The organism is Bradyrhizobium sp. HKCCYLS1011 (assembly GCF_051167795.1).
GTDB lineage: Bacteria > Pseudomonadota > Alphaproteobacteria > Rhizobiales > Xanthobacteraceae > Bradyrhizobium.
Genome location: NZ_JBNPTT010000004.1, coordinates 651,036 through 673,679, shown reverse-complemented (window position 1 = coordinate 673,679; position 22,644 = coordinate 651,036). Strand labels below are relative to the sequence as shown.

The 22,644-nt window shown below is 63.3% G+C and carries 20 protein-coding genes; 7 read left to right on the top strand and 13 right to left on the bottom strand.

The window, feature by feature from the left end:
* Positions 1-72: 72 nt before the first annotated feature.
* Positions 73-597 (bottom strand): hypothetical protein, encoded by a 525-nt coding sequence (locus ACQR1W_RS16145; RefSeq protein WP_434851683.1) that lies wholly within the window; start codon positions 595-597, stop codon positions 73-75.
* A 469-nt stretch (positions 598-1,066) separates the two neighbouring features.
* On the opposite strand from ACQR1W_RS16145, the gene ACQR1W_RS16140 reads away from it, so the two are divergent.
* From ACQR1W_RS16140 to ACQR1W_RS16130, 3 genes are read left to right on the top strand one after another with little or no spacing between them, the layout of a single operon-like run.
* Positions 1,067-3,049, top strand: a complete 1,983-nt coding sequence (locus tag ACQR1W_RS16140; protein WP_434851682.1) for a hypothetical protein — start codon at positions 1,067-1,069, stop codon at positions 3,047-3,049.
* A 48-nt stretch (positions 3,050-3,097) separates the two neighbouring features.
* Complete coding sequence (gene gspD / locus ACQR1W_RS16135) at positions 3,098-5,458, top strand: type II secretion system secretin GspD (protein ID WP_434851681.1); 2,361 nt, start codon at positions 3,098-3,100, stop codon at positions 5,456-5,458.
* A gap of 12 nt (positions 5,459-5,470) precedes the next feature.
* A complete protein-coding gene (locus ACQR1W_RS16130) occupies positions 5,471-6,136 on the top strand; it encodes a hypothetical protein (protein ID WP_434851680.1) in 666 nt (221 codons plus the stop codon).
* A 34-nt stretch (positions 6,137-6,170) separates the two neighbouring features.
* Here ACQR1W_RS16130 and ACQR1W_RS16125 read toward each other — a convergent pair whose 3' ends face one another.
* The 6 genes from ACQR1W_RS16125 to ACQR1W_RS16100 form a co-directional block, all read right to left on the bottom strand.
* On the bottom strand, positions 6,171-7,166 hold the full coding sequence (locus tag ACQR1W_RS16125; protein WP_434851679.1) for a FecR family protein: 996 nt from the start codon (positions 7,164-7,166) through the stop codon (positions 6,171-6,173).
* A 265-nt stretch (positions 7,167-7,431) separates the two neighbouring features.
* Positions 7,432-7,974, bottom strand: coding sequence for an RNA polymerase sigma factor (locus ACQR1W_RS16120; RefSeq protein ID WP_008973756.1), 543 nt, complete (start codon positions 7,972-7,974; stop codon positions 7,432-7,434).
* Between the two features lie 186 nt (positions 7,975-8,160).
* Positions 8,161-8,889, bottom strand: coding sequence for an energy transducer TonB (locus ACQR1W_RS16115; RefSeq protein ID WP_434851678.1), 729 nt, complete (start codon positions 8,887-8,889; stop codon positions 8,161-8,163).
* Entirely contained in the window at positions 8,886-9,755 is an 870-nt protein-coding gene (locus tag ACQR1W_RS16110) for a secretin and TonB N-terminal domain-containing protein (RefSeq protein ID WP_434851677.1), read from the bottom strand. The genes ACQR1W_RS16115 and ACQR1W_RS16110 overlap by 4 nt, the downstream gene beginning before the upstream one ends.
* A gap of 1,496 nt (positions 9,756-11,251) precedes the next feature.
* Positions 11,252-11,551 carry a hypothetical protein gene (locus tag ACQR1W_RS16105; protein WP_434851676.1) on the bottom strand — a complete coding sequence of 100 codons (300 nt, stop codon included), beginning with the start codon at positions 11,549-11,551 and terminating at the stop codon, positions 11,252-11,254.
* Between the two features lie 241 nt (positions 11,552-11,792).
* Complete coding sequence (locus ACQR1W_RS16100; RefSeq protein WP_434851675.1) at positions 11,793-13,229, bottom strand: IS1182 family transposase; 1,437 nt, start codon at positions 13,227-13,229, stop codon at positions 11,793-11,795.
* 495 nt (positions 13,230-13,724) lie between these two features.
* Here ACQR1W_RS16100 and ACQR1W_RS16095 point away from each other — a divergent pair, with 495 nt between their 5' ends.
* Positions 13,725-14,279, top strand: a complete 555-nt coding sequence (locus ACQR1W_RS16095; protein WP_434851674.1) for a hypothetical protein — start codon at positions 13,725-13,727, stop codon at positions 14,277-14,279.
* Between the two features lie 112 nt (positions 14,280-14,391).
* Here ACQR1W_RS16095 and ACQR1W_RS16090 read toward each other — a convergent pair whose 3' ends face one another.
* Positions 14,392-14,739 carry a DUF7677 family protein gene (locus ACQR1W_RS16090; RefSeq protein ID WP_434851673.1) on the bottom strand — a complete coding sequence of 116 codons (348 nt, stop codon included), beginning with the start codon at positions 14,737-14,739 and terminating at the stop codon, positions 14,392-14,394.
* A 124-nt stretch (positions 14,740-14,863) separates the two neighbouring features.
* On the opposite strand from ACQR1W_RS16090, the gene ACQR1W_RS16085 reads away from it, so the two are divergent.
* Positions 14,864-15,121: a hypothetical protein gene (locus ACQR1W_RS16085; RefSeq protein ID WP_434851672.1), complete on the top strand. Its 258-nt coding sequence runs from the start codon at positions 14,864-14,866 to the stop codon at positions 15,119-15,121.
* Between the two features lie 12 nt (positions 15,122-15,133).
* On the opposite strand, the gene ACQR1W_RS16080 is transcribed toward ACQR1W_RS16085, so the two are convergent.
* The 3 genes from ACQR1W_RS16080 to ACQR1W_RS16070 form a co-directional block, all read right to left on the bottom strand.
* Positions 15,134-15,391 (bottom strand): hypothetical protein, encoded by a 258-nt coding sequence (locus tag ACQR1W_RS16080; protein WP_434851671.1) that lies wholly within the window; start codon positions 15,389-15,391, stop codon positions 15,134-15,136.
* A gap of 603 nt (positions 15,392-15,994) precedes the next feature.
* Complete coding sequence (locus ACQR1W_RS16075; RefSeq protein ID WP_008973765.1) at positions 15,995-16,255, bottom strand: hypothetical protein; 261 nt, start codon at positions 16,253-16,255, stop codon at positions 15,995-15,997.
* A gap of 127 nt (positions 16,256-16,382) precedes the next feature.
* Entirely contained in the window at positions 16,383-17,375 is a 993-nt protein-coding gene (locus ACQR1W_RS16070; protein ID WP_434851670.1) for an NAD-dependent epimerase/dehydratase family protein, read from the bottom strand.
* A gap of 266 nt (positions 17,376-17,641) precedes the next feature.
* Between ACQR1W_RS16070 and ACQR1W_RS16065 the strand changes: the two genes are divergently transcribed.
* Positions 17,642-18,916, top strand: coding sequence for a DUF2130 domain-containing protein (locus ACQR1W_RS16065; RefSeq protein ID WP_434851669.1), 1,275 nt, complete (start codon positions 17,642-17,644; stop codon positions 18,914-18,916).
* Positions 18,917-19,146: 230 nt separating this feature from the next.
* On the top strand, positions 19,147-20,163 hold the full coding sequence (locus ACQR1W_RS16060; RefSeq protein WP_434851668.1) for an adenylate/guanylate cyclase domain-containing protein: 1,017 nt from the start codon (positions 19,147-19,149) through the stop codon (positions 20,161-20,163).
* A gap of 31 nt (positions 20,164-20,194) precedes the next feature.
* Here ACQR1W_RS16060 and ACQR1W_RS16055 read toward each other — a convergent pair whose 3' ends face one another.
* Together ACQR1W_RS16055 and ACQR1W_RS16050 are read right to left on the bottom strand one after the other, a co-directional pair.
* Positions 20,195-21,097, bottom strand: a complete 903-nt coding sequence (locus ACQR1W_RS16055; protein WP_434851667.1) for an acyl-CoA acyltransferase — start codon at positions 21,095-21,097, stop codon at positions 20,195-20,197.
* Positions 21,098-21,288: 191 nt separating this feature from the next.
* A complete protein-coding gene (locus ACQR1W_RS16050) occupies positions 21,289-22,536 on the bottom strand; it encodes a hypothetical protein (protein WP_434851857.1) in 1,248 nt (415 codons plus the stop codon).
* Positions 22,537-22,644: the final 108 nt, after the last annotated feature.

The following is a 22,644-nucleotide window of genomic DNA, read 5'->3' as shown; positions in this document are numbered from 1 at the left end:
GCAAGCCCGCGGTGAAAATTCGTCAAATATTCACCTCACCGGGCCGGGCGGAACCGCAACATCACGCGAGCGCTAGCGCCGACCTCGCACCGTGGCATCCGCCGCCCGGATGTTCTTGTCCACAACCCCAAACAGGACGAAGTCGACCGAGCGCTCGCCCTGGGTCAGCACCAGCCGCCGCGGCTCGACCTTATCGACTTTCCAGCCACCAACGTCATCGCCCGCCCGTACCCGCATCACTTTGTCGACCGGCCGTTTGTCGGCGGAGCGGATGACCGCCCGCCCCTCTCCGTTTTCACTGACGATGCCGAGCACAACCAGGCTGGGCGGCGGCGCCGGCGGTTGTGGTGGCGCCTCCTGTCTCATCACAACAGGAGCTACGATCTTGGGTGGCGGCCGCCGGGTCGGTGAAAACAGCGGACGCTCATGCGTGGCGGTCAGTTCCTGCAACGACTGCAATTCCACCGGATTGTTGACTGCAACTTCGCCACTTCGGGCGGCGCCGATTGTTGCAACCAGCGCAGCGCCGAGGATGAGAACGGCCAACATCGACGCTCGATCGCGCAAGCCATGCCTGCGCGTTGTCAGCCTGACCATGCCATTCTCCATCGCCCGTCGACATCAGCGTCATCCGAAAATGCGACGGTAACCTGCGTCAAATGAATCGGCCAGGCAAGGCTCACGATGCAGTTCCAGCGCAAGCGGATATCTGTCGCAGCTTGTTTGCGTCAAATCGATGAAGGCGAATCACAACTGAACATTCTCGCTATGCGCGAGAAGCGGTCACCGCCGTTAACAGCGCGTCATCGAAGTCGAACACATTCCGCGTGTTTCGGCGGAAGCGGCGTCGCTGACGTTGCAACCACAATCGGCACCACGACAAGCACCAAAGACAAATCGCGTCATGCGTCCGCGTCGCAATCCCGCCGGCCTCTCGGCCGGCCTCGCATCGTTGCTGCGCAGCGGCGTAATCGTTGCCTCAAGCTTGATGATTGGGTGCGCAGTGGGTCTCGGCCAAGCGCACGCTGCCTGCGAACTGCATTCGCCGACCAGAACGATCACCCACGTGGTGCAGATTCAACTCGACAATGTGCATCTCGCTCGCGACGAGCCGTTGGTCCCTTCGGATCTGGAACAGATGCCGCGGCTACGCGAGTTCTTTGCCGATGGGACGATCGGCAACAATCGGCCGAGCGCTCTCCCCTTGCAGCAGGCGCCCGATCTCCTGACTGTCCTGACCGGACTGCTCGGTGACCGCACGGGCGTTCCCGTCGGCGACAGCTACGGCACGTTTCGGAGCGACGGGACCGTCGGCTTTTCCTCATCATTCGGCTACTGGACCGCAAGCGGAGGTGACGGCAGGCCGCTGATGCTGGCCGACACCGGCAGAACCGTCGCGGCGCCGTGGGTCCCGTTCACGCGGGCCGGCTGTGACGTGGGCGCATTCGCGACCACTGGCCTCACGCTTCAAGCGCTCGATGCCACGGTCACGAACATATTGAGCGCCTCGGAAGCGGAAGCAGCGGCACGTGATCCCATCGCAGCCGAGGCGGATCTCTTCGGCATCGCCATTCATTGTGCGCGCAGCAGCACGCTGTGTAGCAGCGCCCAAGCGCGGCCCGACCTGCTGCCTGACGAGCCCGGCGGCTATGTCGGCTTCAGCGGTTTGTTTGGCAATCGCCACGTGCAGCCAGTGATATCGCCCGGAGGCCCGGTGAGAACGCTCGACGGCAAAGTCGTTGCCGACGCCGCCGGCCACCCTGGCTTTCCGGATTCCCAACCTGTCGCAGCACAGGCGCTCGGCTACGCCGCGGCCATGCTGGAGGCCGGTGTGCAGGTGGTCTACATCTCGATCGGCAACGCCCATCATCGCAGCGGCATGCGCGACTCCGGCCCGGGCGAGCCGGAGGACCTGGCGAGGCTTGCCGAATACGACGCCGCATTCGGATCATTTGTCGATCGACTTGCAGCCGACGGACTCAGCAAACGCAACACGCTCTTTATAGCAATCTCGACTGGCAATGACCGTTTTACCGGCGGGCCACCGCAACCGCCGACATGCGACGGCTTTCAGCTGCCATGTCGTTACGGCGCGGTCGGCGCAATCGACGCCACGCTCGATCGCCTGGTCGCCTCCGAACGTCGCAACGTGACCAGGTTTGACATTCAGCCGGGTAGCGCACCCGCCTTCTATATCCATGGCAACCCACAGCCCAGCGATCCACTGACGCGCACGCTCGCACAGGACGTCGGCAAACTTACGGTTCAAAATCCCTCGACGGCGAAGACAGATCGGCTCGCGGCCCTGCTTGCCGACCGCGCGCAGATGCAACTCATGCATCTGACCACCGGCAGTCCGGCGCGAACGCCGAGCTTCCTCATGTTCGGCGATTCGAACTATGTTTATCGAACGGCGAATAGTCATGCCGATTGCGCCACGCCACCTGCTTGTGTCGCCATCGACCCGGTGGTCCTCCGGGGCGCCGGAGACATCCAGCAAGGCGACCGCGGCAGCTGGTTCGGCCTCGCCGGGCCCGGCGTTGCAAAGCGCGGGCAGGCCGACATCGTCTCCTACCCAGCGGATCTGCGACCGACGCAGCTCGCGCTGCTCGGGCTCAAGGATACCTACGTCCACGATGGCGTCGTGCTGGTCGAGGCGCTCGAAGACCAGGCGCTACCACCGGCAATCGCGAGGTCGCGCGATGCCTACACCAGAATGGCGCGGGCCTACTGGAATTTGAACGCGCCATTCGGGCCGCTTGGCCGTGCCAGCCTCGCACTTGCCACGCAGGCGATCAGAGGCAGCGACCTTGCCTACGAACGCTATCTCGACGCGATCGGCGCCATCCAGATGAGGCGCGATGCGCTGGCGAGAGACATGAAGACCCTGCTCGATGGCGCTGCATTCGCGCAGCTTCCGATCGCCTCTGCTGATGCGGACAGGCTGATCGGCCGCGCCACCACGCTGATCAACGACGTTGAAAATCTCGCAGGCCGCAGCCTGGGACCCGCGGATCGTCCGTGGAAGGCGGCAAGCGATGTGCACTGACGTCAGACCTGCCGATCTGAACGGCGCGCCATACAATGGGGAGCAGTGATGCCCTTCACCGAACAGTCCCGCCGAAGCCGCACCGCGACGCTCGGCGCCGCGGCCACCCTTTGGATTGTGGTCGGCGGCTTGCTTTGCGGCTGCATGATCGACAAGAGCATTGACCTGCCGGCGCGCGACCAGGTGACGGATCCGATCCGTGACGCCGACCTTCGTGCCCACTGGAATGGTCCGGTCGACGCGCAAGCCGCCGCGCCTGCTGTGCAACGTTCAATGCAGCCCATGGTGTACCCGGGCATCGAACAGGCTCCCGCCACCCCGTCCACGTTGCGGGAGGCGACAGGATCGACGCAGGTGGCAACCACCGTCGACGGCGATCTCCCGAACAAAGCCGGCGATGTTGAATTGAATTTCGAGAATGCCGACATCCAATCGGTTGCGAAATCCGTGCTCGGCGACAGCCTCGGCCTGAACTACGTGATCGATCCGCGCGTCCAGGGCATGATCACGCTCGCTTCGGCCCAGGCCATTCCGCGCAAGGATGTGTTGCCGGTATTCGAGAGCGTTCTGCGCATGACGAACGTCGCGGTCCTGCGTGAGAACAACCTGATCCGCATCGTGCCGCTGCCTGAGGCGTCCGGTGCCGGCGCGGCCAGTTACGGTGCAGGACAACCCGGCTTTGGCGTGTCGATCATTCCGCTCCATTATGTGTCGGCGGCCGCGACCGCGAAGACGGCGGAAAACTTCCTCTCACGGCCGGGCGCGGTGCGCGCTGATCAGGCGCGTAACCTGCTGCTGATCCAGGGCACCACCTCCGAACGCCAGGCCGTGCTCGGCGTGATCGCAACGCTCGACGTCGAATGGCTGCGCAATCAATCCGTCGCGCTCTATCCGCTGAAATCGACCGCGCCCGAGACCATGATCCGCGAGCTCGACAAGGTGTTCGATACGGCCGATGGCGGCCAGGGTCAGGGTGTCATCAAATTCCAGCCGGTGTCGCGCATGAATGCCGTGCTGGCCGTGAGCCGCAACAGCAAGGTCCTCGAGCGCGCGACCCAATGGGTGCAGCGGCTGGACCGCTCCGATCTCAGCGGCACGACGGTGCGGACCTACGGCTTGCGTTTCGGCAGTGCACGCACGATTGCCCGGATCCTCAATGAGATGTTCGTCGGCCGTTCGGGGCAGAACGTCGCGGATAGCGGCCAGCAAAGCGCGACCGCGCCCGGTCAGGCCGCGGCAACCTCGCGCATCGACTCGCTCGGCAGCGGGACGATGACCAGTCAGAACAACTCGGGTACGGCAAGCGCCGATAGCTCCGGAACGTCCGGAAACCGCAGCACCCCGATCCAGGCGGCGTTCGACAGTTTTGGCGACCACAAGGATGCGCAGCAGGACGATGCAAACACGCTCGGCGGCTCAGGCGCCGGCGCAATGCCGCGCGGGCTGTTCCAGAATGTCCGGATCACGGCCGACACCACGAGCAATTCGGTGATGATCTACTCCAATCAGGAGGACTATCGCGTGATCGAACGCGCCCTGGAGTCGCTCGACCGACCCAAGCTTCAGGTCGCGGTCGATGCCATGGTCGCAGAGGTCACGCTGACGGACCAGTTGCAATATGGCGTGCAGGCCTATTTGACGAGCTCAAATGCCGGACTGGGCAACGACAAAGGCTCGGTCGGACTGTTCAACGCTGCACAATCTTCGGCGCAATCGGCCCTGCTTGCGCGGGTGCTACCCGGCTACAACCTTCTGCTCGGGGCCGAAGCCAATCCCAAGCTGATCCTGAGCGCCCTGTCCACGCTGACGACCGTCAAGGTGCTTTCGGCTCCTTCGCTCGTGGTCGCGGACAATCAGCCGGCAATCCTGGAAGTCGGCAATCAGGTTCCGATCTCGACCGGCTCGGCCACCGTGCTCTCGAGTTCGAACACCGTGGTCAACACGATCACGCTGCACAACACCGGAATCATCCTCAAGGTGCTGCCGCATGTCCATCCGAACGGAGCGATCGATCTCGAGATCGAGCAGGAGATCTCCAACGTGGTCAATCCCGGCGGAACCAGCGCACAAAATCTCACGCCAACCATCTCGCAGCGGCGCATTCACTCGACGATCGGCACCAGCAGCGGGCAGACCGTGCTGCTGGGCGGCTTGATCAAGGAAGACGACGAGCGGACGGTGGAAGGCATTCCGGGGCTGAACGAGATCAAATATCTCGGTGACCTGCTCAGCCAAAAGACCGACAGCAAGAGCCGCTCGGAGATCATCGTGTTCGTCACCACCAAGCTCATTCGCAACAGCGGGGATGCGCAAGTGGTCGCCGAAGAATTCCGCGAACGGTTGGATACGATGCGCCGGAACCCATCGCGCTTCGAGGCAGCCGCACCAGCACCGATCGCGCGCAAATAGCGAAGCCCGCCGATGTGTCTCCGCAGATCCCTGCTGGGCGTTCTGGGAGCGGCGGCTGCGGGCCATGCGGTCGCCGCCGCCGAGTTGACCAACGTGATGGCCGAGGACAACGCTGCCGTTATTGCACTGAGCGGAGACATCGAGGAAGGCGATGCCGACGGCACCGAGGCACTGATCAAGGCGGTGAATGATGATGGACGGCTGGTGACAGCAGTACGGCTCGACTCACCGGGGGGAAGTCTCGCCGAGGGGATCAAGCTTGCCGAGCTCATTCGCAGAGCCAAGCTGCCGACCGTCGTGGCGGCTGGATCGCGCTGCGCCTCCGCCTGCTTCATCGTGTTCGCATCCGGCATCGAGAAGTTTGCCAGCCACGCCGCGGCGATCGGGGTGCATGGCGTCTCCGACCGATATGGTCACCAGACCGCGCAAACCGAAGCTGCGACATTGTCGATGGCCCGTATCGCCAGCACATTCGGCGTTCCGCCGCGCATCGTCGGCCGCATGATCACCACGCGGCCGGACGATATCGCCTGGCTCTCGCCGGAGGACCTCCGTTCCATGGGTGCAATCATCACGGATCGCGCAGAACCCCCGGCGCCGCCGGTCTTGGCCGGCAAGCCAGCCGGACCGATCCGGCGATGGCTGGTGCGGGCGCCGCATTCCACCGATGATCCGTAGCGGCCTTCGTGGCAAGTGATCATGGCTACGCTACTCAGCTCAACAGCACGACACCGGCGGGCAGCGAGACCACGTGGACGCCGAACAGCTGCTCCACCTGCGCGACGAAATGGTCGAGCCTGTCGACCTGGAACGTGCCGTTGACGAGCCGCTGGCCGAGATCGTCATTCGTGATGATGATCTTGCCCGGACGATATCGGTTCACCTCATCCACGACACTGGCGAGCGGCCGATCGCGGAAGATCAGCAACCCGGTTCGCCACGCCGACACCTGCGTCGTATCGACGGGCGTGGCGGCCTGCAGCCCCGCGGTCGAGTAGCTGACCTGCTCGGACGCCCGAAGCTGCACGAGATGTCCGCCCTGCTCGACGGCAACACTGCCGTCGAGGCAGGTGACCGCGACGACACCGTCGAGGCAACGCGTATTGAAATCCGCATGCGATGCGCTGATCCGCCCATTGCCGGCAAGAAGCACGACCGGCGCCTGCGATACCAGCTTTGCCGTGATCGAAGCTTCGCCGGCGATCAGTTCGATGCGAACCTCCCCCGGCGCTGACCGCAACGCGACACTGGTCTGGGTGCTCAGCTCGAGCGCGATGTCGGGTGTCAGCATGAGCTTGCGATACTCGCCCTTGGCGGTGCGATAATCGGCCGAGAGCTCGCTCATCGAAGGCCAAAGGCCGAATGGCGGACGGACGACCAGATAGGCCGCCGCGGCGGCGACCGCGCCGCTCAGGACCAGGCGGCGCGTGATCGCGCCCCCCGGCGATCGCGGTGACTGGCTATCGCGAGCGGCCGCCGCCGGTTCGCTTTGCTGCTCATGAGCGAGCTCTCGCGCGGCGAGGCCGGCCTGCCGAAACAGCCGCGCGGCCTTCTTGAAAGCCTCATCATGCGCCGGGCTTTGCTCGCGCCAGCGCTGCAGCGCGTCCAGATCGGACCGGAGTGGCGCACCCGTCTTCAGACGAATGACCCAATCAAGGGCCTCGTCCAATAACGGATCGAACTCGGAGGTCCACATCGGCACGGTCACGATCGATCGCTCATATCCAATTTCGCCAGCTTCGAGGCTCCGCCCGCGCGGCCAATCCTGCCGATGGCAACGCTTGCGCCGGGAACCGCAAAACGCGTCCAGCGCTTCCAGCGCGATGGGCCCTTATCCGATAGACGGTTGGAGATTCGGTATCCCGCAGAAGAAACACGTCAAAACTGCAAAATTCAGCCGAGGCATGACGGAAATGTCACGCTGGCTTACCAAAATACCTGAGCCCTCCCTCCCCGAGGCCTCCGGATACGGCTCACGACCGCGGCCGCGGACCGCCCAGCCGACGGACCAGAGTGTAGTCAAGAAACGTTGCACAATGCTTCAGCGCCAGTCTCAAATCATTGTCGATCGTGCGCGGGCTCACTCCAAGGCGCGAGGCGACCGCGCGCGGCGATTGTCCTTCGATCGCGATGCTGCGCAGCACGTCGCGGGCCCGCGAGGGCAATTCGGCAAGCGCGCGTTTCAAGGCGTCGATGTCGGAGCGCGCCTCGACCACCCGTGCCGGATCCGGCCCCTCGTCGCAAAAATCCAACAGCGCATCGATCTCCGAGGTGCTGACCCGGTAGTTCTGCGCCTTGCGGTAATCATGGGCGATGTTGACGGCGACGCGAAAGATATAATCGGCCGGGCTGCGCACCGTCACGGTGTCCGTCACCCGGTCAAGCCGCAGGAACGTCTCGTGCAAGACCTCATAGGCGAAGTCCGCGGAGCCGAGACACCGCGTCAACCGCTTGATCAAGCCTTCATAGTTATCGACGAGCTGCCCCCGCAGCCTGATATGATTGGCGTCAGCCACGTCGGCCGCCCCCCAAGGACACGTCGAAGGACACGTCAAGGCCGGCTAGCGCGTTCGCGCGAGCCAAGTCCGCAGCGCCTCTTGAGGTAGCGGCCGCGTACGACACATTTGTGACGCGGGTAGAGCGCGTGTAGAAACACACGTGCAGTGGCCGCACCGGGCTCAGTAGTGAGTTCAGCTGGCCGATCATGACGGATCGAACTCGAGCGTGATCCGCTCATTGATCAGATCCGGCATTTCCGGCGGAATCGGCGGCAGCGGCTGAGCACGGCGGATGGCGTCCAACGCCTCCTTGTCGAGCAGGGCCTGGCCGGAGCTGGTCTTGATCCAGACCCCGAGCAGGGTGCCGTCCCGGCGCATCGAAAACAGCACATCAACCGCGCCGTGCAGCCGCGCCGAGCGTGCGGTCTTCGGATAACGCTGATAGCGGGCAACATGACGCAGCAACGTCTGTTGAAAACGCGCGGTGACCCCGCTTGGCGGCGCGTCGATCGGTGCCGGCAGAGCGGCGGCTCCCGGCGCCGGACGCTCGGTCGGCCCCGATGGCTTGATCGGCGTCAAGGCGGCGAGATCGACCGTGGCGGCATCCGCGTCGCTGATCGAATGATCAAGGCGATTAGCCACATCGCCGGCCGAGGGCTCCTCGGTCGCAGCAACGGGGATGGATTCCGGCGACGGCCGGGGCAGCAGCTGGACCTGGATCATTGCGCTTCGTTCGCGGCCCGAAGGCTCGGCCGCCAATTGCGAACGGATCCAATAGATGCCGCCGACGTAGAGCAAGGTGGCAACCGTCGGGACCAGCACCAGCTTGAGCGCCTCGCTTTGGGTCCAGGTCTCGCTCCCCGCAGGGACGACAAAGGGGGCGGCGGACATGGCGCGGCTGTCATCCCGTCCAAATCCGGCATTGCTCTTCATTGCATCGACCTCACGACGATGACGACACGGACCGGCTGCGGCGCGCGCGCCGGCGTCGGCCGGCTGACCGCGAAGCCGCGCAGCGCCGCCTCGACCGCCGCGTCGCGATCCTGATTGCCGGTCGAGCGGACCAGTTCGACCCGCTGAATGATGCGCAGCGGGTCGATCCACAGATCGAGCGTGGCGCGATAGTTGCCGCCGCGAGTGCCGGAATTGTTGTGCAGCACTTTCTGGATATCAGCCTGCAGGCTCTCGCTGTAATCATGCAGCCGGCCGACATCCTCCGCCTCATCGGTTGCACGCACCCGCAACGTGCCCAATGAGAGTTCCGTGGCCGCAGGGGTGCCCATCACGCCGAGATCGGATGGCGTGTTTCGAGACGCCAGCGTGATGGCGTTCGGGCGTGCGTATTGAACCTTCAGGTCGGTTCCGCTCAAGAGCATCGTCAGCGCTTCTGTGGGCGTGTAGTTGCCTTCGACGGCGGCCGACGTGCGCCCGACCGCGGAATGGCTCTCATACAGCACCTGAACGCCGGCCTTTTCGCCATAGATCTGCAGAGCATTGGCAAGCGGCTGCGACGGAATATGAAAGGCGATCAGCACCTGCTTCACGTTCGGAGCTGACGCGTTCTCCGCGGCTGCGGCGGAGATCCCGATCACCGCCGCCAAGCCCTGGACTGCTGCGAGCAGGCGCTTGCACGTGCGGATGGCTGCGAATGGCGGGCGACGGCCTGTGTCCCGCCCCTGCTCCAGCCGCGCCGCTCGCCCGGCGAGGTTTTCATCACCGGCGAGCCGTCTGGTCGATGGCAGCGCCACAATGCCGACCCTGGCGTGCAGGTCTTTGGCGCGGAAGTGAAGTCCTGTCATGACAGCGAGGCGCCGTTCTGGTTTTCGTTATGCATGACTTGTGCGGTCAGACGATGCTCCTGCCGAAGCGGCTCGCTTGCCATCGGGGGCTCCCGCTGTCGTATCTCGCAAATGTGACAGCTGTCTAACTGGAGGTAATACGAAGCGCCGGGTGTGGATCAGCGAAAAGGACATGAGTTCGAACTTGACAGGCGATCGTTCGCACCGGTCAAGCGATGCGAGATGGAGATCGGCCGCGCAACGCGCGACAGCATGGGATAGCACGGACATGACTCCGCCTCCTCGCAGCGCATGGCGCCCGAGCTGTGGAGATAGACCCCTCTCGCAACGAGAGGGCGCAGGGAAGGCCGGACCTCGACTGAGGCCCGTGGCCCGCCTGCGAAAGAAAATGCAGGCGGCAGGTACCACAGGTTCAGCCGGACGACCCGGCCTTCCCTGCGCGATGGTCTTCACGGACACCAGCGTCGGGGTGTCAGGACCACACGGCTTGGCCGTCCGCAACAGCATCGGTCGTCTTGCGCAGAACGCGCCCGACGCCATCGCGGCCACCGCTCCCCGCACTCCACGTATCGTGACGACGCGTACGTCCCTCTTCATCGAGGCGGGATGGCGATAGACAACCACGATTTCTGAAAAATAGAAACAGGAATATTTTTCGCGCGAGGTCTGGACAGGGGTGATCGGGTTGAATGCGCAGATGAAATTCGTTCTTCGGTGCAACTGATTTTGTCGGTTGGGACAGCGCATCGACACATGCGCGCCGACCGCGCTCGCTCATTTGCCGACGACTGGGCGCAACACGAACGAATGGGCCGCCCGCTCGCCTCGGGCATGGCGTAGGGGCATGGTTCAACAAACTTCGTCGCGGCAACGTCTCAAACTGGAAATAGCCTCATTGTCAGCAAGGCGATTGCGACCGAACCTATCAAAACGATGGCAACGGTGAACAGGCGATCCGGAATATTCATTCTCAACCTCATCTGTCAAAATCGCGGATTCTTGAGGCGCGGCGACGCCGAATGTCGATTGCCCCTGAGGACAATGGCGCCACGATTCCGAAATCGACATGATCGACCGCAGGGCTGAGTACGCGACGCGGTGAGGAGGGCGCGTGCTGAGCCAACGCCCCCTGCATGCATGCCCCCCCAACCCCATGCATGCGGGGGGTATGGAGGCGTGCCAGACCCAGCAGTTGCCACGCAATCACTCCGACCATCGCGGTGGTCCCGCCTGGAGTGGATCAATCTCGATCAGCTCATTTGAGGGATTGCCAGCCGCGACGTCCGCTGTTGGCCCCGAAGCGAACCTTCGAGCTCAAGACCAACGGCTCCCAGCCAGTCGTTCGTATTTCGGCCAGTCAAGGCAGGCGTTGAACAGCTTCAAGAGTTTTCGGTCGATCTCTTCGTTAGGCCCATGCCGATTCAGCGTGACATCGAGCGCAATGTCCTCTTCACCCCTAGGGTAGGCTTCGGCATCATAGAAAAACTCCGCCTCATCTAATGCTTGAATGCTAATGCAGAGATAAGCGGCTTCAAACGTGCGGACAGAGCGAGAATTTGAGGCCCGATAGCTGGGCCATTCTGTTTTTTTTTGTAGCTGCGGAGATTGCGTTCTTGTGCGGAGAAACGCTCCAAAGCCGAGCGTAGCGCGACCGCAAGTCCCGAGCCTTGACGCCAATCGGCGACAACTTCAGGGTTATCTTGCTCGAAGCAAATGCCAGCGTTGTTATGATGTAGCGCCGCGATAATCGCTTCCCGTACCGTCGCTCCGATATAAATCTTTGCGCGTCGCAACATTGAGCATCCTAGTTGCCTTCATAGTTGGACGTTCTTCTATATCAGGCAGAACGATCACTGTGGCCGGAAATGGCGGAAACACCCTGCTAAGAGCCAGACCGATGTCAGCTTCTGGCCCAGGCTGTGTGAGAACCTCTTTGTGCGGGTCGGAAGTCCGGCGGCGGCTCCATTTGGACGGTTCGGATGCGCGACGAGAAGCTTCTGAACCTGAAGGCCGCCGATCTGGGCGTGCAAAGATCCCTTACGTCTGCATCGCCTCCAGCAGTGTTCGGCAACCCAGAATTGCTATGACGCGTTTCATGTTGTAGGCGAGCACATTCAGCGCCATCTCGGTCGCAACCTTATGTCGTCTTTGCATCAGGAAGTGCGTCGCCCCCATCCAGGCCTTTATGGTTCCGAACGGATGCTCGGCCGTTTGACGGCGTAAGGTCATCTTGTTGGGGTCTTGGTCGAGCCGCCGCTGAACCTTCTCCAGCACGGCCTCGTGCTCCCAACGGGCGATGCGCCGCTCGGGGCCAGTCGTGCACTGAGGTTTGAGCGCGCAGCCTCCGCAAGCGATTGTCCAATAACGACGCAGCATCTTACCATCTTCTTGGCTAGTGAAGCGGTAGGTGAGCCGTGCTCCGGCAGGACAGCGATAGACGTCCTCGGCCGCAACATAGACAAAGTCCTGCTTGCCAAAGCGGCCGGCGGCTTTCGCGCCTGAGGTCAGCGGTTTCGGCAATGTGACCGTGACGCCAGCCTGCTCACAGGCGCGAAGTTCTTCGCTGTCGTAGTAGCCGCGATCCGCAACAACCTCGAGCGTCTCGACAGCCATCTCGGCACGAGCCTGCCCGGCCATGTTAGAAAGTTGGTGACGGTCGCTGCCCACGTTGGTCACATCGTGAGCCACAATGAGATGATGCTGCGTATCAACGGCGATCTGCACATTGTAGCCAACGATGCCGGTGTCCTTGCCGCTTGTCGCCATCGAGCGTGCGTCAGGATCGGACAGTGAGATCTGCTTGTCCTCGCTCTTCATCATCTCGGCGTTGATCGCGTTGAGTCGAACGATCTCTTCCTTAAGCTTCTCGATCTTGCCCTTCAGCCGCTCAACCTTCGCTTCCGGCACGGCGTCGCCGTGCCGATCGGCGGCTTCAAGCTGAGATAGATAGCGGGCGATGCTCTCATCGATCCGCTCGAGACGCCTCTTCATCTTGGCCTCGGTGAAGTTCTTGTCCCGCGCGTTGACAGCCTTGAACTTTGATCCGTCGATGGCAACGCTCGCTTCACTGAACAGATCAAGCTTGCGGCAAAGCGCAACGAACTTGTGACAGACCTCACGAATGGCCTTGCCATTGTCCTTGCGGAAGTCCGCGATGGTCTTGAAGTCCGGCGCCAGCTGCCCGGTCAACCAGATCATCTCGACATTGCGATGACATTCCCGCTCCAGGCGTCGGCTAGACGGAATCCGATTAAGGTAGCCGTAGATGTAGAGCTTGAGCATAGTGCCGGGGTGATAGCTCGGCCGGCCGGTATCGAATGGCTGAACCCCGACGAACCCGAGCTTGTCGAGATCGAGACCATCGACGAACACGTCGACCACTCGCACCGGGTTATCCTCGGCCACATAGTCATCGAGAGATGCCGGAAACAGTGTGCTCTGCCCGCGAGCAGCCCCTTCGACAAAGCGCTTCATCAGATTCCCCGCGAAATCGCCGAGAATCTTACCGCGCGAATCACTTTAAATAGAACGTTTTCACACAGCCTGGGCCCGTCCCGGACCTTCCGGTCTGCACCAGCGATGTCGGCTTCCGAGCCTCGACCGGAAGTAAGCAGTCGGGCGACTGATAGGCCGCTTTTGAGCCTGAGCGGACATCCTACAGACGAAATATGACCAAGTCGGCTCAATTTGAACAACGCTATACACTGTGCTGGAGCGAAACCCTTAATGGTTGCGGCATAGTTGCGACGATAAGTGTGCTCGGTGAGCATCTTGAGACTTTTCTAAAGACGGTGGAGAGTTCGAGTATGACTAACGACGTGCCGTGGTATGTAAGTTTGTTTGTTGCTTGGCTTCCGTTTAAAATTTTGATCTGTGCTATTGCCTTGGCACGCGCGACAGGTTCGGAAGTCATTGACAACCAGCGACGGTCGCTCGTTGTCGCAAGTCGTCGATGATCTTGTCCGAGAGATGAAGCGCGCCAATGATATGCGTGATGGCAGCAGACCTAGTCTTAAGGCTGTTGGTGCGACCATCGTTCGGGCCTTTCCGCATGTGCTTCAGATCGGAAATCGGGGGTACGCTTTGACACCATCAGGATACACCGTCAAATTGGTGCTGACGCATCCGAAGCGGCAGCCGGATGACGTGTCGGGCGCGCTGACGTTGGATCCAGATCGCTACTGGAGCAAAGGTCATGCGCGAACATCGCCTGACGGAGCCATGCTGGGAGGATTTCACCAAGAAAATTGTTGGATGAAGGTTTTAGCCGCCGGCGATTCCGACGATATCGGTCTCGCCCGATGCCTATCGGGCCTGATCCAGCAGCTGAGCCCGGCACATCGATACCTGCAGCAATTCGTCGCCGACGGCGGCTCCATCGAGTTTAGGGTCATGTGGAGGATCGGGGGCGCGTGGCCCCAGGAAACTTTTAAGCCCAAACTGCTCGGCCAGCTTGGCGAGATGCAGATCAAATTATCGGTTCGCATTGTCGTGGCTGACAGTAGCGAATCCGATCGGCAATAGATCTGGCCTCGGCTCTTGGTCGAGTCACGCAGTGATCAGGCGGTGTCGCTGACCTGTTCTGACGTCTGACAATGGGCCCAAAGCGGACATCCGGCGAAAGCGACGGCAGCGATCATTGGCCTAATTCTGCGTCAGGGTCTTTGTCGGCACGACCCGGAGGCTCATGTAGGGCAACTTCCCAGCTTTCAAATGGCGGATCGACTACGTATGTCGGATCGACGTACCTGCGAATCCACTGGGCAGCCCGTCTCTCTGCGGCTCTGGCGTTCAGCACCTGACCCGACTCATCCATGCGTAGGACGTTGGCATAAATAGCCATGGCTGCTTCGAGCGCCGATGGTTCTCGGAATATGCAGGAATAATCGATACCCTCTAGAAGCGGATAACCGACAGTTCCGTTTGCCAGCCAGAAGCCGAGCGTGCGGAGTGCGCCGCTAACCGAATCTCCAAGTTTAGCCATTCATGCCTCTCGCAACGAAGTCGCCTCGGTCGGCCGCCTCTCATATCAGGCTAAGCCTCCGATGTCGTCTGTTGGCCCGAGGCGGCTATTCAGCGGCTCAGCCAGCATGTCGGCTGTCTGAAGCATGGCAGACCACGGACGGTCTGAGCGCGCGCAGAACGGCAAGCCGCTGCCAGCCGTCGCCCGCAAAGTCTACAACGTCGCCACGCGCGCCTGGGTAGCGAAAAAGGGCGAGGTGCTCGATGCCTGGGCTGTCGAGCTGTGCCGGATCATCGGCGAGCCGGTGCAAATGAATGCAGCTGATGTTGAGATGGGTCTCGACGCCCGACAAGGCTTCGGCCTATGCACGGCGTGCCTTGGCCCGCATCGGGAAGGCCGGTGATTTCGAAGCCCTTCAGTAGCGCTTGACGCTGGCTGCGTGATTTCGGTGATGCGGCCGTACTGACCTATGCGGCCCCGACGCTTCGCCGAACGGTACCTGCGAGACCATCCCGTACGCGGAGTATCCGCGCCCATCGTTCGAATAGATGGAGAAGGTCGGGTCCGCCGCTGCGGCCGCCGCGGGCTCCGAGGCTGCCGGCCATGCCGAGGCGGGCGTCGCGAGGAGCGCGGAAAGACCGAGCGTCACGCCCAAAAATTTCAAGCTGGTCATGCGATCCTCTTGTTGCTGCCAATGTGCTATTCATCGATATGACTGACACTTAGGCGTTGGCATTCCGTCGCGCAGGGCCGGCGCAATCACGCTTCGGCGATCGGCGTGTGATGTCACACACGGTCAGAACAAGGGCGGCGTTTGCGCGACCTTCGGGACCGGCCGCGATCCGCCTGACGTGCAGCCGTTCTCCGGCTCTCTCAACGGCGATCCGATCGGGAGAACTCCCATCGGGCAGCGGGATTGGGTCGTCAAACCGGCGTTGCCAGTCGCCTGGCTCGCGCGCGCCAACGAAGTGAGCGAAAAGAGATTTTTGCTGCGATGTATGAGTTCGTTGTTGCCCGACGCAGACCTTTGCAAACAATGCCTTTACGTCTACTTGTTGGACCCATATCGACCCTGCGGCGCTCCGACTGAGATCTTCCGGTTCATCCCTGCGAGCGGGCATGCGCGCACGGACCGGAAGGTCCGAAGCGAGCCAGGATGCGAAGAACTCAGTGTCAGCAGATCTGCTCCACTGCATTAACGATATGGCACGCCGACTGGCAAAGCCGACCGTCGGCCTTGCCTGCCGCCGCCTGGAGTCAGCCTGCTAGATTTCGATCACCCCTCGAAACGCGCGAGCGATTGCGACAGCAGATTGATGGTCGCTTCCAGATTGTCACGGCGCGCACGCAGCGACCTGGCGAGGATCGGATAGCTGATTGCGGCGACATCGGAGATCTGGCTCTTGCGCTCCTCGGCCTCGATGTCGGCAGTCATAGCCTCGAGATTAACCCTAAGGCTGTCGATGAGACCGCGGACGCGCGTGGCATCGTTGAACGTCGGCTGGTCGATTGTCGCGGAACGGAGCAAAGGCATCATGTCATTGACCTCGATTGTCCGGCTTTGGCACAGGTCACGAACCACTCCGTGACCCCTGCCCCGAGATCAGCAAGCGGGATGCCAGTCTGGATTTTCAACGATCAGGTAGGCATCGGGCGGCGCTGGATCATGTCGCCGTCGCTCCGCGCCTCGCATGCCAGGCGGCCAGCACGCCGCGCTCCTCGTCGATGGTTAATCCATCGACGTGGCTGTTGGCCTGACGCAGCCAGGCCAACGTATCCCGCGCGGTCTCGGCCAGCGGCCGCGCCTGCAGTCCGGCGTTGCGGGCCGGCGTGGTGTCGCGGGTGGCAAAGCCGGCGTAGTCCGGCAGCGGCAACCACAATGGCAGTGATCGCGGGCCTGCCCATCGCCTGACATCGTGGGCCTCGAGGAAGGCACGATCGGCCCAGGTGAAGGTGCAGGAGGCACCGACCGCCGCTGCGCATTCCACCAACAACGCATCGCGCGTCATCGTCGACCCGATGCCGTCATAGATGCCCGTGAGGCCGACTTCAGCGGCGTGGACGATCCAGCGCGCGAGGTCGCGCACGTCGATGAACTGGACGGCATCGTCGGGCGCTCCCGGCGCAAGCACCTCGCCGCCCCTGGCGAGCCGCGCCGGCCAGTAGCTGAACCGCCCGGTCGGGTCCTCCGGACCGACGATGAGACCCGCCCTGCAGATAAACGCGTCCTCGCCGACCGCCTGCTCACAGGCCAGCTTGGCGGCGCCATAGGTGGCCTCGCTGCTGTGCTCGACATCCGGCGCGGTCGGTTCGCGCAACGGAGCGGTGTCCGCGCGCTGCCCGGGCGTACGGTTGTCGGCATAGACGCTGACGGTTGAGACGAAGGTCCAGTGCGCGGCGCGCGGCTTCAGCGCGGCCACCGCCCGACGCACCTGGCCCGGATGGCGTGAGACATCCACCACGGCATCGAAGTCCTGATCGACCAGCGGCGCCAAACCATCGACGACATCTCGATCGACGACGACCAGGCGGGCGCCTGCCGCAATCGGGCCTGACAGCCCGCGCGCAGCGCAGGTGACCTCATGACCGGCTGCGCAAGCATAAGCCGCGATCGCCCGCCCAAGAAACTGGCTGCCGCCGAGAATCAACAGACGCATGCGCTTTGTGCTCCCAAACTCGCACCACATCGCTGCAGTGGACTTCACGGACTCTGGAGTCCAGCGCCACCGTCCGCAAGCCCTGACCTTGCTTGCGCCGCGATTCGCCGGCTGCCGCAGGAGGGATTCTCGGCCCTGGAACAAGCCGCACGCCGTCAAAACCGCCGCATCGTCCACAACTCCTTGGGAGTTCAGGCTGGACATGGGGTTAAACGACGCCGACTCGCGCGATAGACTCGTTAGCCAATGACCACAGGATTCGCATCGTGACCGATCCCCAGATCGTCTGCCCGAATTGTCGCACCCAAATCCATCTGACGGAGCAGCTTGCGGCGCCGCTGATCGAGGAGACGCGGCGCAGGTTCCAGGCCCAGCTCGCTGCGAAAGAAGCCGATTTCGGCCGTCGCGAGCAGGTTCTGAAAAAGGCGCAGGATGAGCTTGCGAAGGCGCGCGCTGCGGTCGAGGAGCAGGTGGCGAGCCGGCTGAAGGCCGAGCGGGCGGCGATCGCGCAGACTGAGGCCGCGAAAGCCCGCCAGGCGCTGGCGGATGAGATCGGCGATCGCGACCAGAAACTGGCCGAGCTGCAGCAGGCTCTCGCCAGCCAGGACGCCAAGCTGGCCGAGGCGCAGAAGGCGCAGGCCGAGATGCTGCGCAAGCAGCGCGAGCTCGACGAAGCAAGGCGCGAGCTCGAGCTCACGGTCGAGAAGAAGGTGCAGGAGGGACTCACGGCCGTACGCGACAAGGCGCGGCTCGAGGCGGAGGACGGGCTGAAGGCGAAGGTCGCCGAGAAGGAAACCCAGATCGCCGGCATGCAGCGCCAGATCGAGGAGCTGCGCCGCAAGGCCGAACAGGGCTCGCAGCAGTTGCAGGGCGAGACGCTGGAGATCGCGCTGGAATCACAGCTGCGCGCGCGCTTTCCCCGCGACCTGATCGAGCCGGTGCCCAAGGGCGAATTTGGCGGCGACGTGCTGCACCGGGTGGTCGCGCCGAACGGCCAGCCCTGCGGCACGATCCTGTGGGAATCCAAGCGCACCAAGAACTGGAGCGACGGCTGGCTCGCCAAGCTGCGTGACGATCAGCGCGCCGCGAAAGCCGAGATCGCGATGATCATCTCGACCGCCCTGCCCAAGGGGGTCGACGGTTTCGACCTGATCGACGGCGTCTGGGTGGCGGAGCCGCGCTTTGCGGTTCCGCTGTCGCTGGCACTGCGGCAGTCGCTGATCGATCTCGCCAGCAGCCGGCTGGCCCAGGAGGGCCAGCAGAGCAAGATGGAGCTGGTCTATGCCTATCTCACCGGTCCCAGATTCCGTCACCGGATCGACGCGATCGTCGAGCGCTTCACCGAGATGCAGTCCGATCTCGATCGCGAGCGCAAGACCATGATGCGGCTGTGGGCCAAGCGCGAGGAGCAGCTCCGCGGCGTGCTCGACTCCACCGCCGGCCTCTATGGCGATCTCCAAGGCATCGCCGGCCGCGCCATGCAGGAGATCGAGAGCCTCGACGTGCTGCTGATCGAGGCGAGCAGCGAGGCGGCGGAGTAGCTCAGCGTCACCAACGCGCAGGGTGGGCAAAACGCAAAGCGCGTGCCCACTGCGTCGTTGATCGCTCCGTCTCGCTGGGCACCGCGCTCCGCGGGATGCAGAGCATGGTCGCGGCCGCATTCGCCTATCCGACGGTGTCCGCTCCCCTGCCGGTCTGCTAAGATCGGCCATTCACGCCCGTTCCTTTTGGCAGATGGGTCATGGTGGTCGACGAGCGGATACGTCTCCAATTGCCGAGGATCCTGAGCTTCGTCGTGATCGGCGCGGTCGTCGGCGCCGGCTACAGCTATGCGACGACCGTCGGCTTTCCGTTGCGCGGCCTGCTCCGAGGCGCCGTGAGCGGCGTCATCATTGGCGCCGCCGTGAGCTGGCTCGGCTTGTTCGTCCTGCAGGCACCCGGATCGCCGCTTGCGCGCACGCCATTCATGGTCACCGTCGCGGTGCGCTCTGTCGTCTATCTGCTGGTGTTCTTGCTGGCCATCGCCGTCGGGCAACTGCTCGTGCCCAACCGTCCGCCGGCCCGTGTGGTCAGCATCTCGGGCGACGATATCCTGTTCTGCTTCGGCGCCACTTTTGTGATCACCTTTCTGTTCGAGGTGAACGGTCTTCTGGGCCAGAACGTGCTGCTGTCCTTCATGACGGGACGCTACCATCGGCCTCGGGTCGAACAGCGCATCTTCCTGATCATGGACATGAAGAACTCGACCGCGGCTGCCGAACGACTTGGCGAGGTCAAGTTCCATATGCTGTTGAACCGGCTCATGACCGATCTCAGCGGGCCGATCGTGCTGCGCGGTGGACAGATCCACAAATATGTCGGCGACGAATTGATCGCCACCTGGCCGCTGGCCCGGGGGCTGAAGGACGCAGCCTGCGTGCGTGCCTGTTTCGCTGCGCGCGATCGGCTGGTCGCGCACGGCGCGGACTACGAGCGCGCCTTCGGCATGACTCCGCAGGTTCGCGCCGGTCTGCATTGCGGGCCGGTCGTTGCGGGCGAAATGGGATCGATCAAGAAGGAAATCGCGCTGCTCGGCGACACGCTGAACACTGCGGCACGCCTGGTCGATGCCTGCCGCGACCGTGGCGAATCGGTGATCGCCTCCGCCGAACTTCTCGATCGCCTCAAGCTTCCAGCCGGCATTGCCGCGCGCTCACTTGGGCTCGTCCACCTGCGCGGCAAGGAACAGGCGATCGGGCTATGCGCACTGGCCGAGCAGACACCCGCAACATGCCTTGCGGCGAGCTGAACAAGGCCGACCGAGATGCAACCCGCAGGCGTCAGCCGTCGAACAACGCAGCTTCGGTGAAGGCGAGATCGCCGAGCCGCGGCGGATGCGGGCCCTTGGCGTATTTGCGGCCGCGCCGTTCGGAGTACCAGCCGGCCAGGCGAGGCACGGGCGCGTTCGCATCGAAGCGGACCAAGAGACCGCCGCGCCGCGCCAGGAAGCGACCGATATTGCCGGCAAAGCGCACGAGATCGCTGATCTCCCGGGCATAGAGCAGCCGATATACCGGCACGACCTTCTTCACGAGGTGCCTCTGAAACACGAACGGATGGCGGTCCACACCGTCATGCACCACCAGGCTCAAACAGCCGAACCCGGCATGCCGCTGCAACACGTCGGTCTCGAAGTCGGAAAGCCCCGCGCTCTCGCCGTCAGCAAACAGCTGCACGCTGGCGCGCGGCACGGGCTTCGACAGCGTCAGCGCCGCATAGATCTGCCCGCGGCAATAGACCTGAAATCCCTGCGCCTCGACTTGCGGCCAAGTATGCGGCGCCGGCGTGATGTTGAAATAGGTCACGCTCTTGTCGCGGGTCGCCGCCCGCACCAGCAGCGAGCTGAAGGCGCGAAACGCGGGCTCGACATACCAGCTCGAGACATTGCACCGGACGATCGTCTCACGCCCCGCAAGCACCTCGGAATACAAGAGGAGGATGACGCCAACCGGCGTGCCGCCCTGGTCGAGGCAATAGCCGAATGCCGGATAGGCCTGCGGGCGCGGCCGCGCTGCGTGGCGCTGCAGGCCGCGCAGCCAATAGTGTTCGTCGCGGAACGGAAAGCCGCGGCACAACAGCGCGGCGATCGCGGCGAGATCGGCTTGCGCGATCTCGCGCACGCGGACGCCTGCGCGCGACCTCTGCGCGCCATCGGCGCTATCTGCTCCACGAGCGAGTTGCATTGCAGTGGCGCTCAATTCGATTCCGCTGACATCACCGACGGACTACGGCGTTATCAGCAATTCTAATCAAAGATGCCGATCTTTCGTGCGCAATCACTCCCGGCGCTGATGTTTGCGTTAATCCAAGCTTGCGCAGCACCCGCCACTTGTCCTGATCCTGATAACCAGACATTTACGACGAACCGGCCGCTCTAGCGTCGCGGCACGCGGATCATGTAGGTCTCGTTCTCATTGAGATCGTCGACCACAAAGCGGCCGCCCGTCGCAGGCAGGGCGCGCCGCAGTCCATCCCAGCCCCAGACCTCGATCCGCGTCGCCCATTCCGGCAGCTCGATCTCGACGGCGCGGCCCGGCCTGCCGGTCCATCCGGCGATGTTCTGCCAGACGATCAGCTCGGCGTCCGGACCGGACAGCCGATAGAGCCCGCGCGTGCGGTCGATCGATGTGATCCTCATGTCGCCGGCCAGCTTCAGCACCGTCTCGAACACGCGCCCGCGCGCCTCGGGCACCCACGGATTTTCGCCCTTGGCCATCGCATAATGCGGGCCGTCGACGCGCGGCGTATCGCCGAGATTCCATGGGAAGGCCAGGATCATGCGCGGCGAATGACCGTCATTGCCGACCACGGCGATCTGGTCCCACACCGCGCTCAGAAACAGTCTTGCCGCGACGTCGGCCTCCTCCCAGGCGCCGGCTCGCGCCACATTGAATTCGGTGGTGTAGAAATTGACGTCACGCTTTAGGCCCATCGCCTGCTTGATACGATCGAAGCACGTCTGCACCGAGAAGGCGCGGCCGCGCGTCATCGGATACCAGCGATCCGTGTAGTAAGTATGGAGGTCGATGCCGTCGAGGCGGCCGTCCTCGAGCAGGTCGGCGATTGCAGGTCCATAGCCGCGCAACTTCGCATCGCCATGCGAGTTGCAGGTGGCGAAGCCGCCGGGCACCACGCGCAAGCCGGCATCGACGCTATGGACGCCGTCGGCGAGGCCGGCGAGCGCGTCATGATAGGCCTTTTGCGGGATCGTGGCCTGCACGTCCGGTTCGTTGATCGCCATGAAGATCGTGGCACCGAAATTGGCGATGCCGTTCTCCAGGCCCCAATCACCGTTGGGCCGGAAACGCCGCGCCATCGCCTGGCCGGCAGCGAACCAATCCTGGTAGGAGCCGATCGGCTGCGGCGGATCGAGGAACTGATAGCTGCCTTCGTATTCCAGCAGGATCACCGGCGTGATGCCGTTGGCATAGGCCTCCCGCATCGCCGCGTCGAAATCGTGCGGCGTCGGCACGCGCTCGCGCGTCCGCCAGCCATAGGAGTCCATCCGGCCCATTCCGGCGCCGACCCCATGCAGGGCCTGGTAGAGCTGGGCGCTTTGGCCAGCGAGATGGGTCACAAGATTGCCACCGCCGACGCGGTCGCGCAGCCGCAGCCCGATCATGTCGTTCGCGAAGGCCGTCCGTGTCGCGACCGGCAAAACCAGCCCCAACAGGACCGTACTGATCAGCAGCTGTTGAGAGCGACGTCGCACTGATCGGCCTCACATCGG

What these genes read in the sequence shown, in the direction of transcription:
- ACQR1W_RS16145 (WP_434851683.1), bottom strand. Translation starts at nt 597, where the DNA reads ATGGTCAGGCTGACAACGCGCAGGCATGGCTTGCGCGATCGAGCGTCG.
- gspD (WP_434851681.1), top strand. Translation starts at nt 3,098, where the DNA reads ATGCCCTTCACCGAACAGTCCCGCCGAAGCCGCACCGCGACGCTCGGC.
- ACQR1W_RS16130 (WP_434851680.1), top strand. Translation starts at nt 5,471, where the DNA reads ATGTGTCTCCGCAGATCCCTGCTGGGCGTTCTGGGAGCGGCGGCTGCG.
- ACQR1W_RS16115 (WP_434851678.1), bottom strand. Translation starts at nt 8,889, where the DNA reads ATGAAGAGCAATGCCGGATTTGGACGGGATGACAGCCGCGCCATGTCC.
- ACQR1W_RS16110 (WP_434851677.1), bottom strand. Translation starts at nt 9,755, where the DNA reads ATGACAGGACTTCACTTCCGCGCCAAAGACCTGCACGCCAGGGTCGGC.
- ACQR1W_RS16105 (WP_434851676.1), bottom strand. Translation starts at nt 11,551, where the DNA reads ATGTTGCGACGCGCAAAGATTTATATCGGAGCGACGGTACGGGAAGCG.
- ACQR1W_RS16100 (WP_434851675.1), bottom strand. Translation starts at nt 13,229, where the DNA reads ATGAAGCGCTTTGTCGAAGGGGCTGCTCGCGGGCAGAGCACACTGTTT.
- ACQR1W_RS16095 (WP_434851674.1), top strand. Translation starts at nt 13,725, where the DNA reads ATGAAGCGCGCCAATGATATGCGTGATGGCAGCAGACCTAGTCTTAAG.
- ACQR1W_RS16090 (WP_434851673.1), bottom strand. Translation starts at nt 14,739, where the DNA reads ATGGCTAAACTTGGAGATTCGGTTAGCGGCGCACTCCGCACGCTCGGC.
- ACQR1W_RS16085 (WP_434851672.1), top strand. Translation starts at nt 14,864, where the DNA reads ATGGCAGACCACGGACGGTCTGAGCGCGCGCAGAACGGCAAGCCGCTG.
- ACQR1W_RS16080 (WP_434851671.1), bottom strand. Translation starts at nt 15,391, where the DNA reads ATGACCAGCTTGAAATTTTTGGGCGTGACGCTCGGTCTTTCCGCGCTC.
- ACQR1W_RS16075 (WP_008973765.1), bottom strand. Translation starts at nt 16,255, where the DNA reads ATGATGCCTTTGCTCCGTTCCGCGACAATCGACCAGCCGACGTTCAAC.
- ACQR1W_RS16070 (WP_434851670.1), bottom strand. Translation starts at nt 17,375, where the DNA reads ATGCGTCTGTTGATTCTCGGCGGCAGCCAGTTTCTTGGGCGGGCGATC.
- ACQR1W_RS16055 (WP_434851667.1), bottom strand. Translation starts at nt 21,097, where the DNA reads ATGCAACTCGCTCGTGGAGCAGATAGCGCCGATGGCGCGCAGAGGTCG.
- ACQR1W_RS16050 (WP_434851857.1), bottom strand. Translation starts at nt 22,536, where the DNA reads ATGATCGGGCTGCGGCTGCGCGACCGCGTCGGCGGTGGCAATCTTGTG.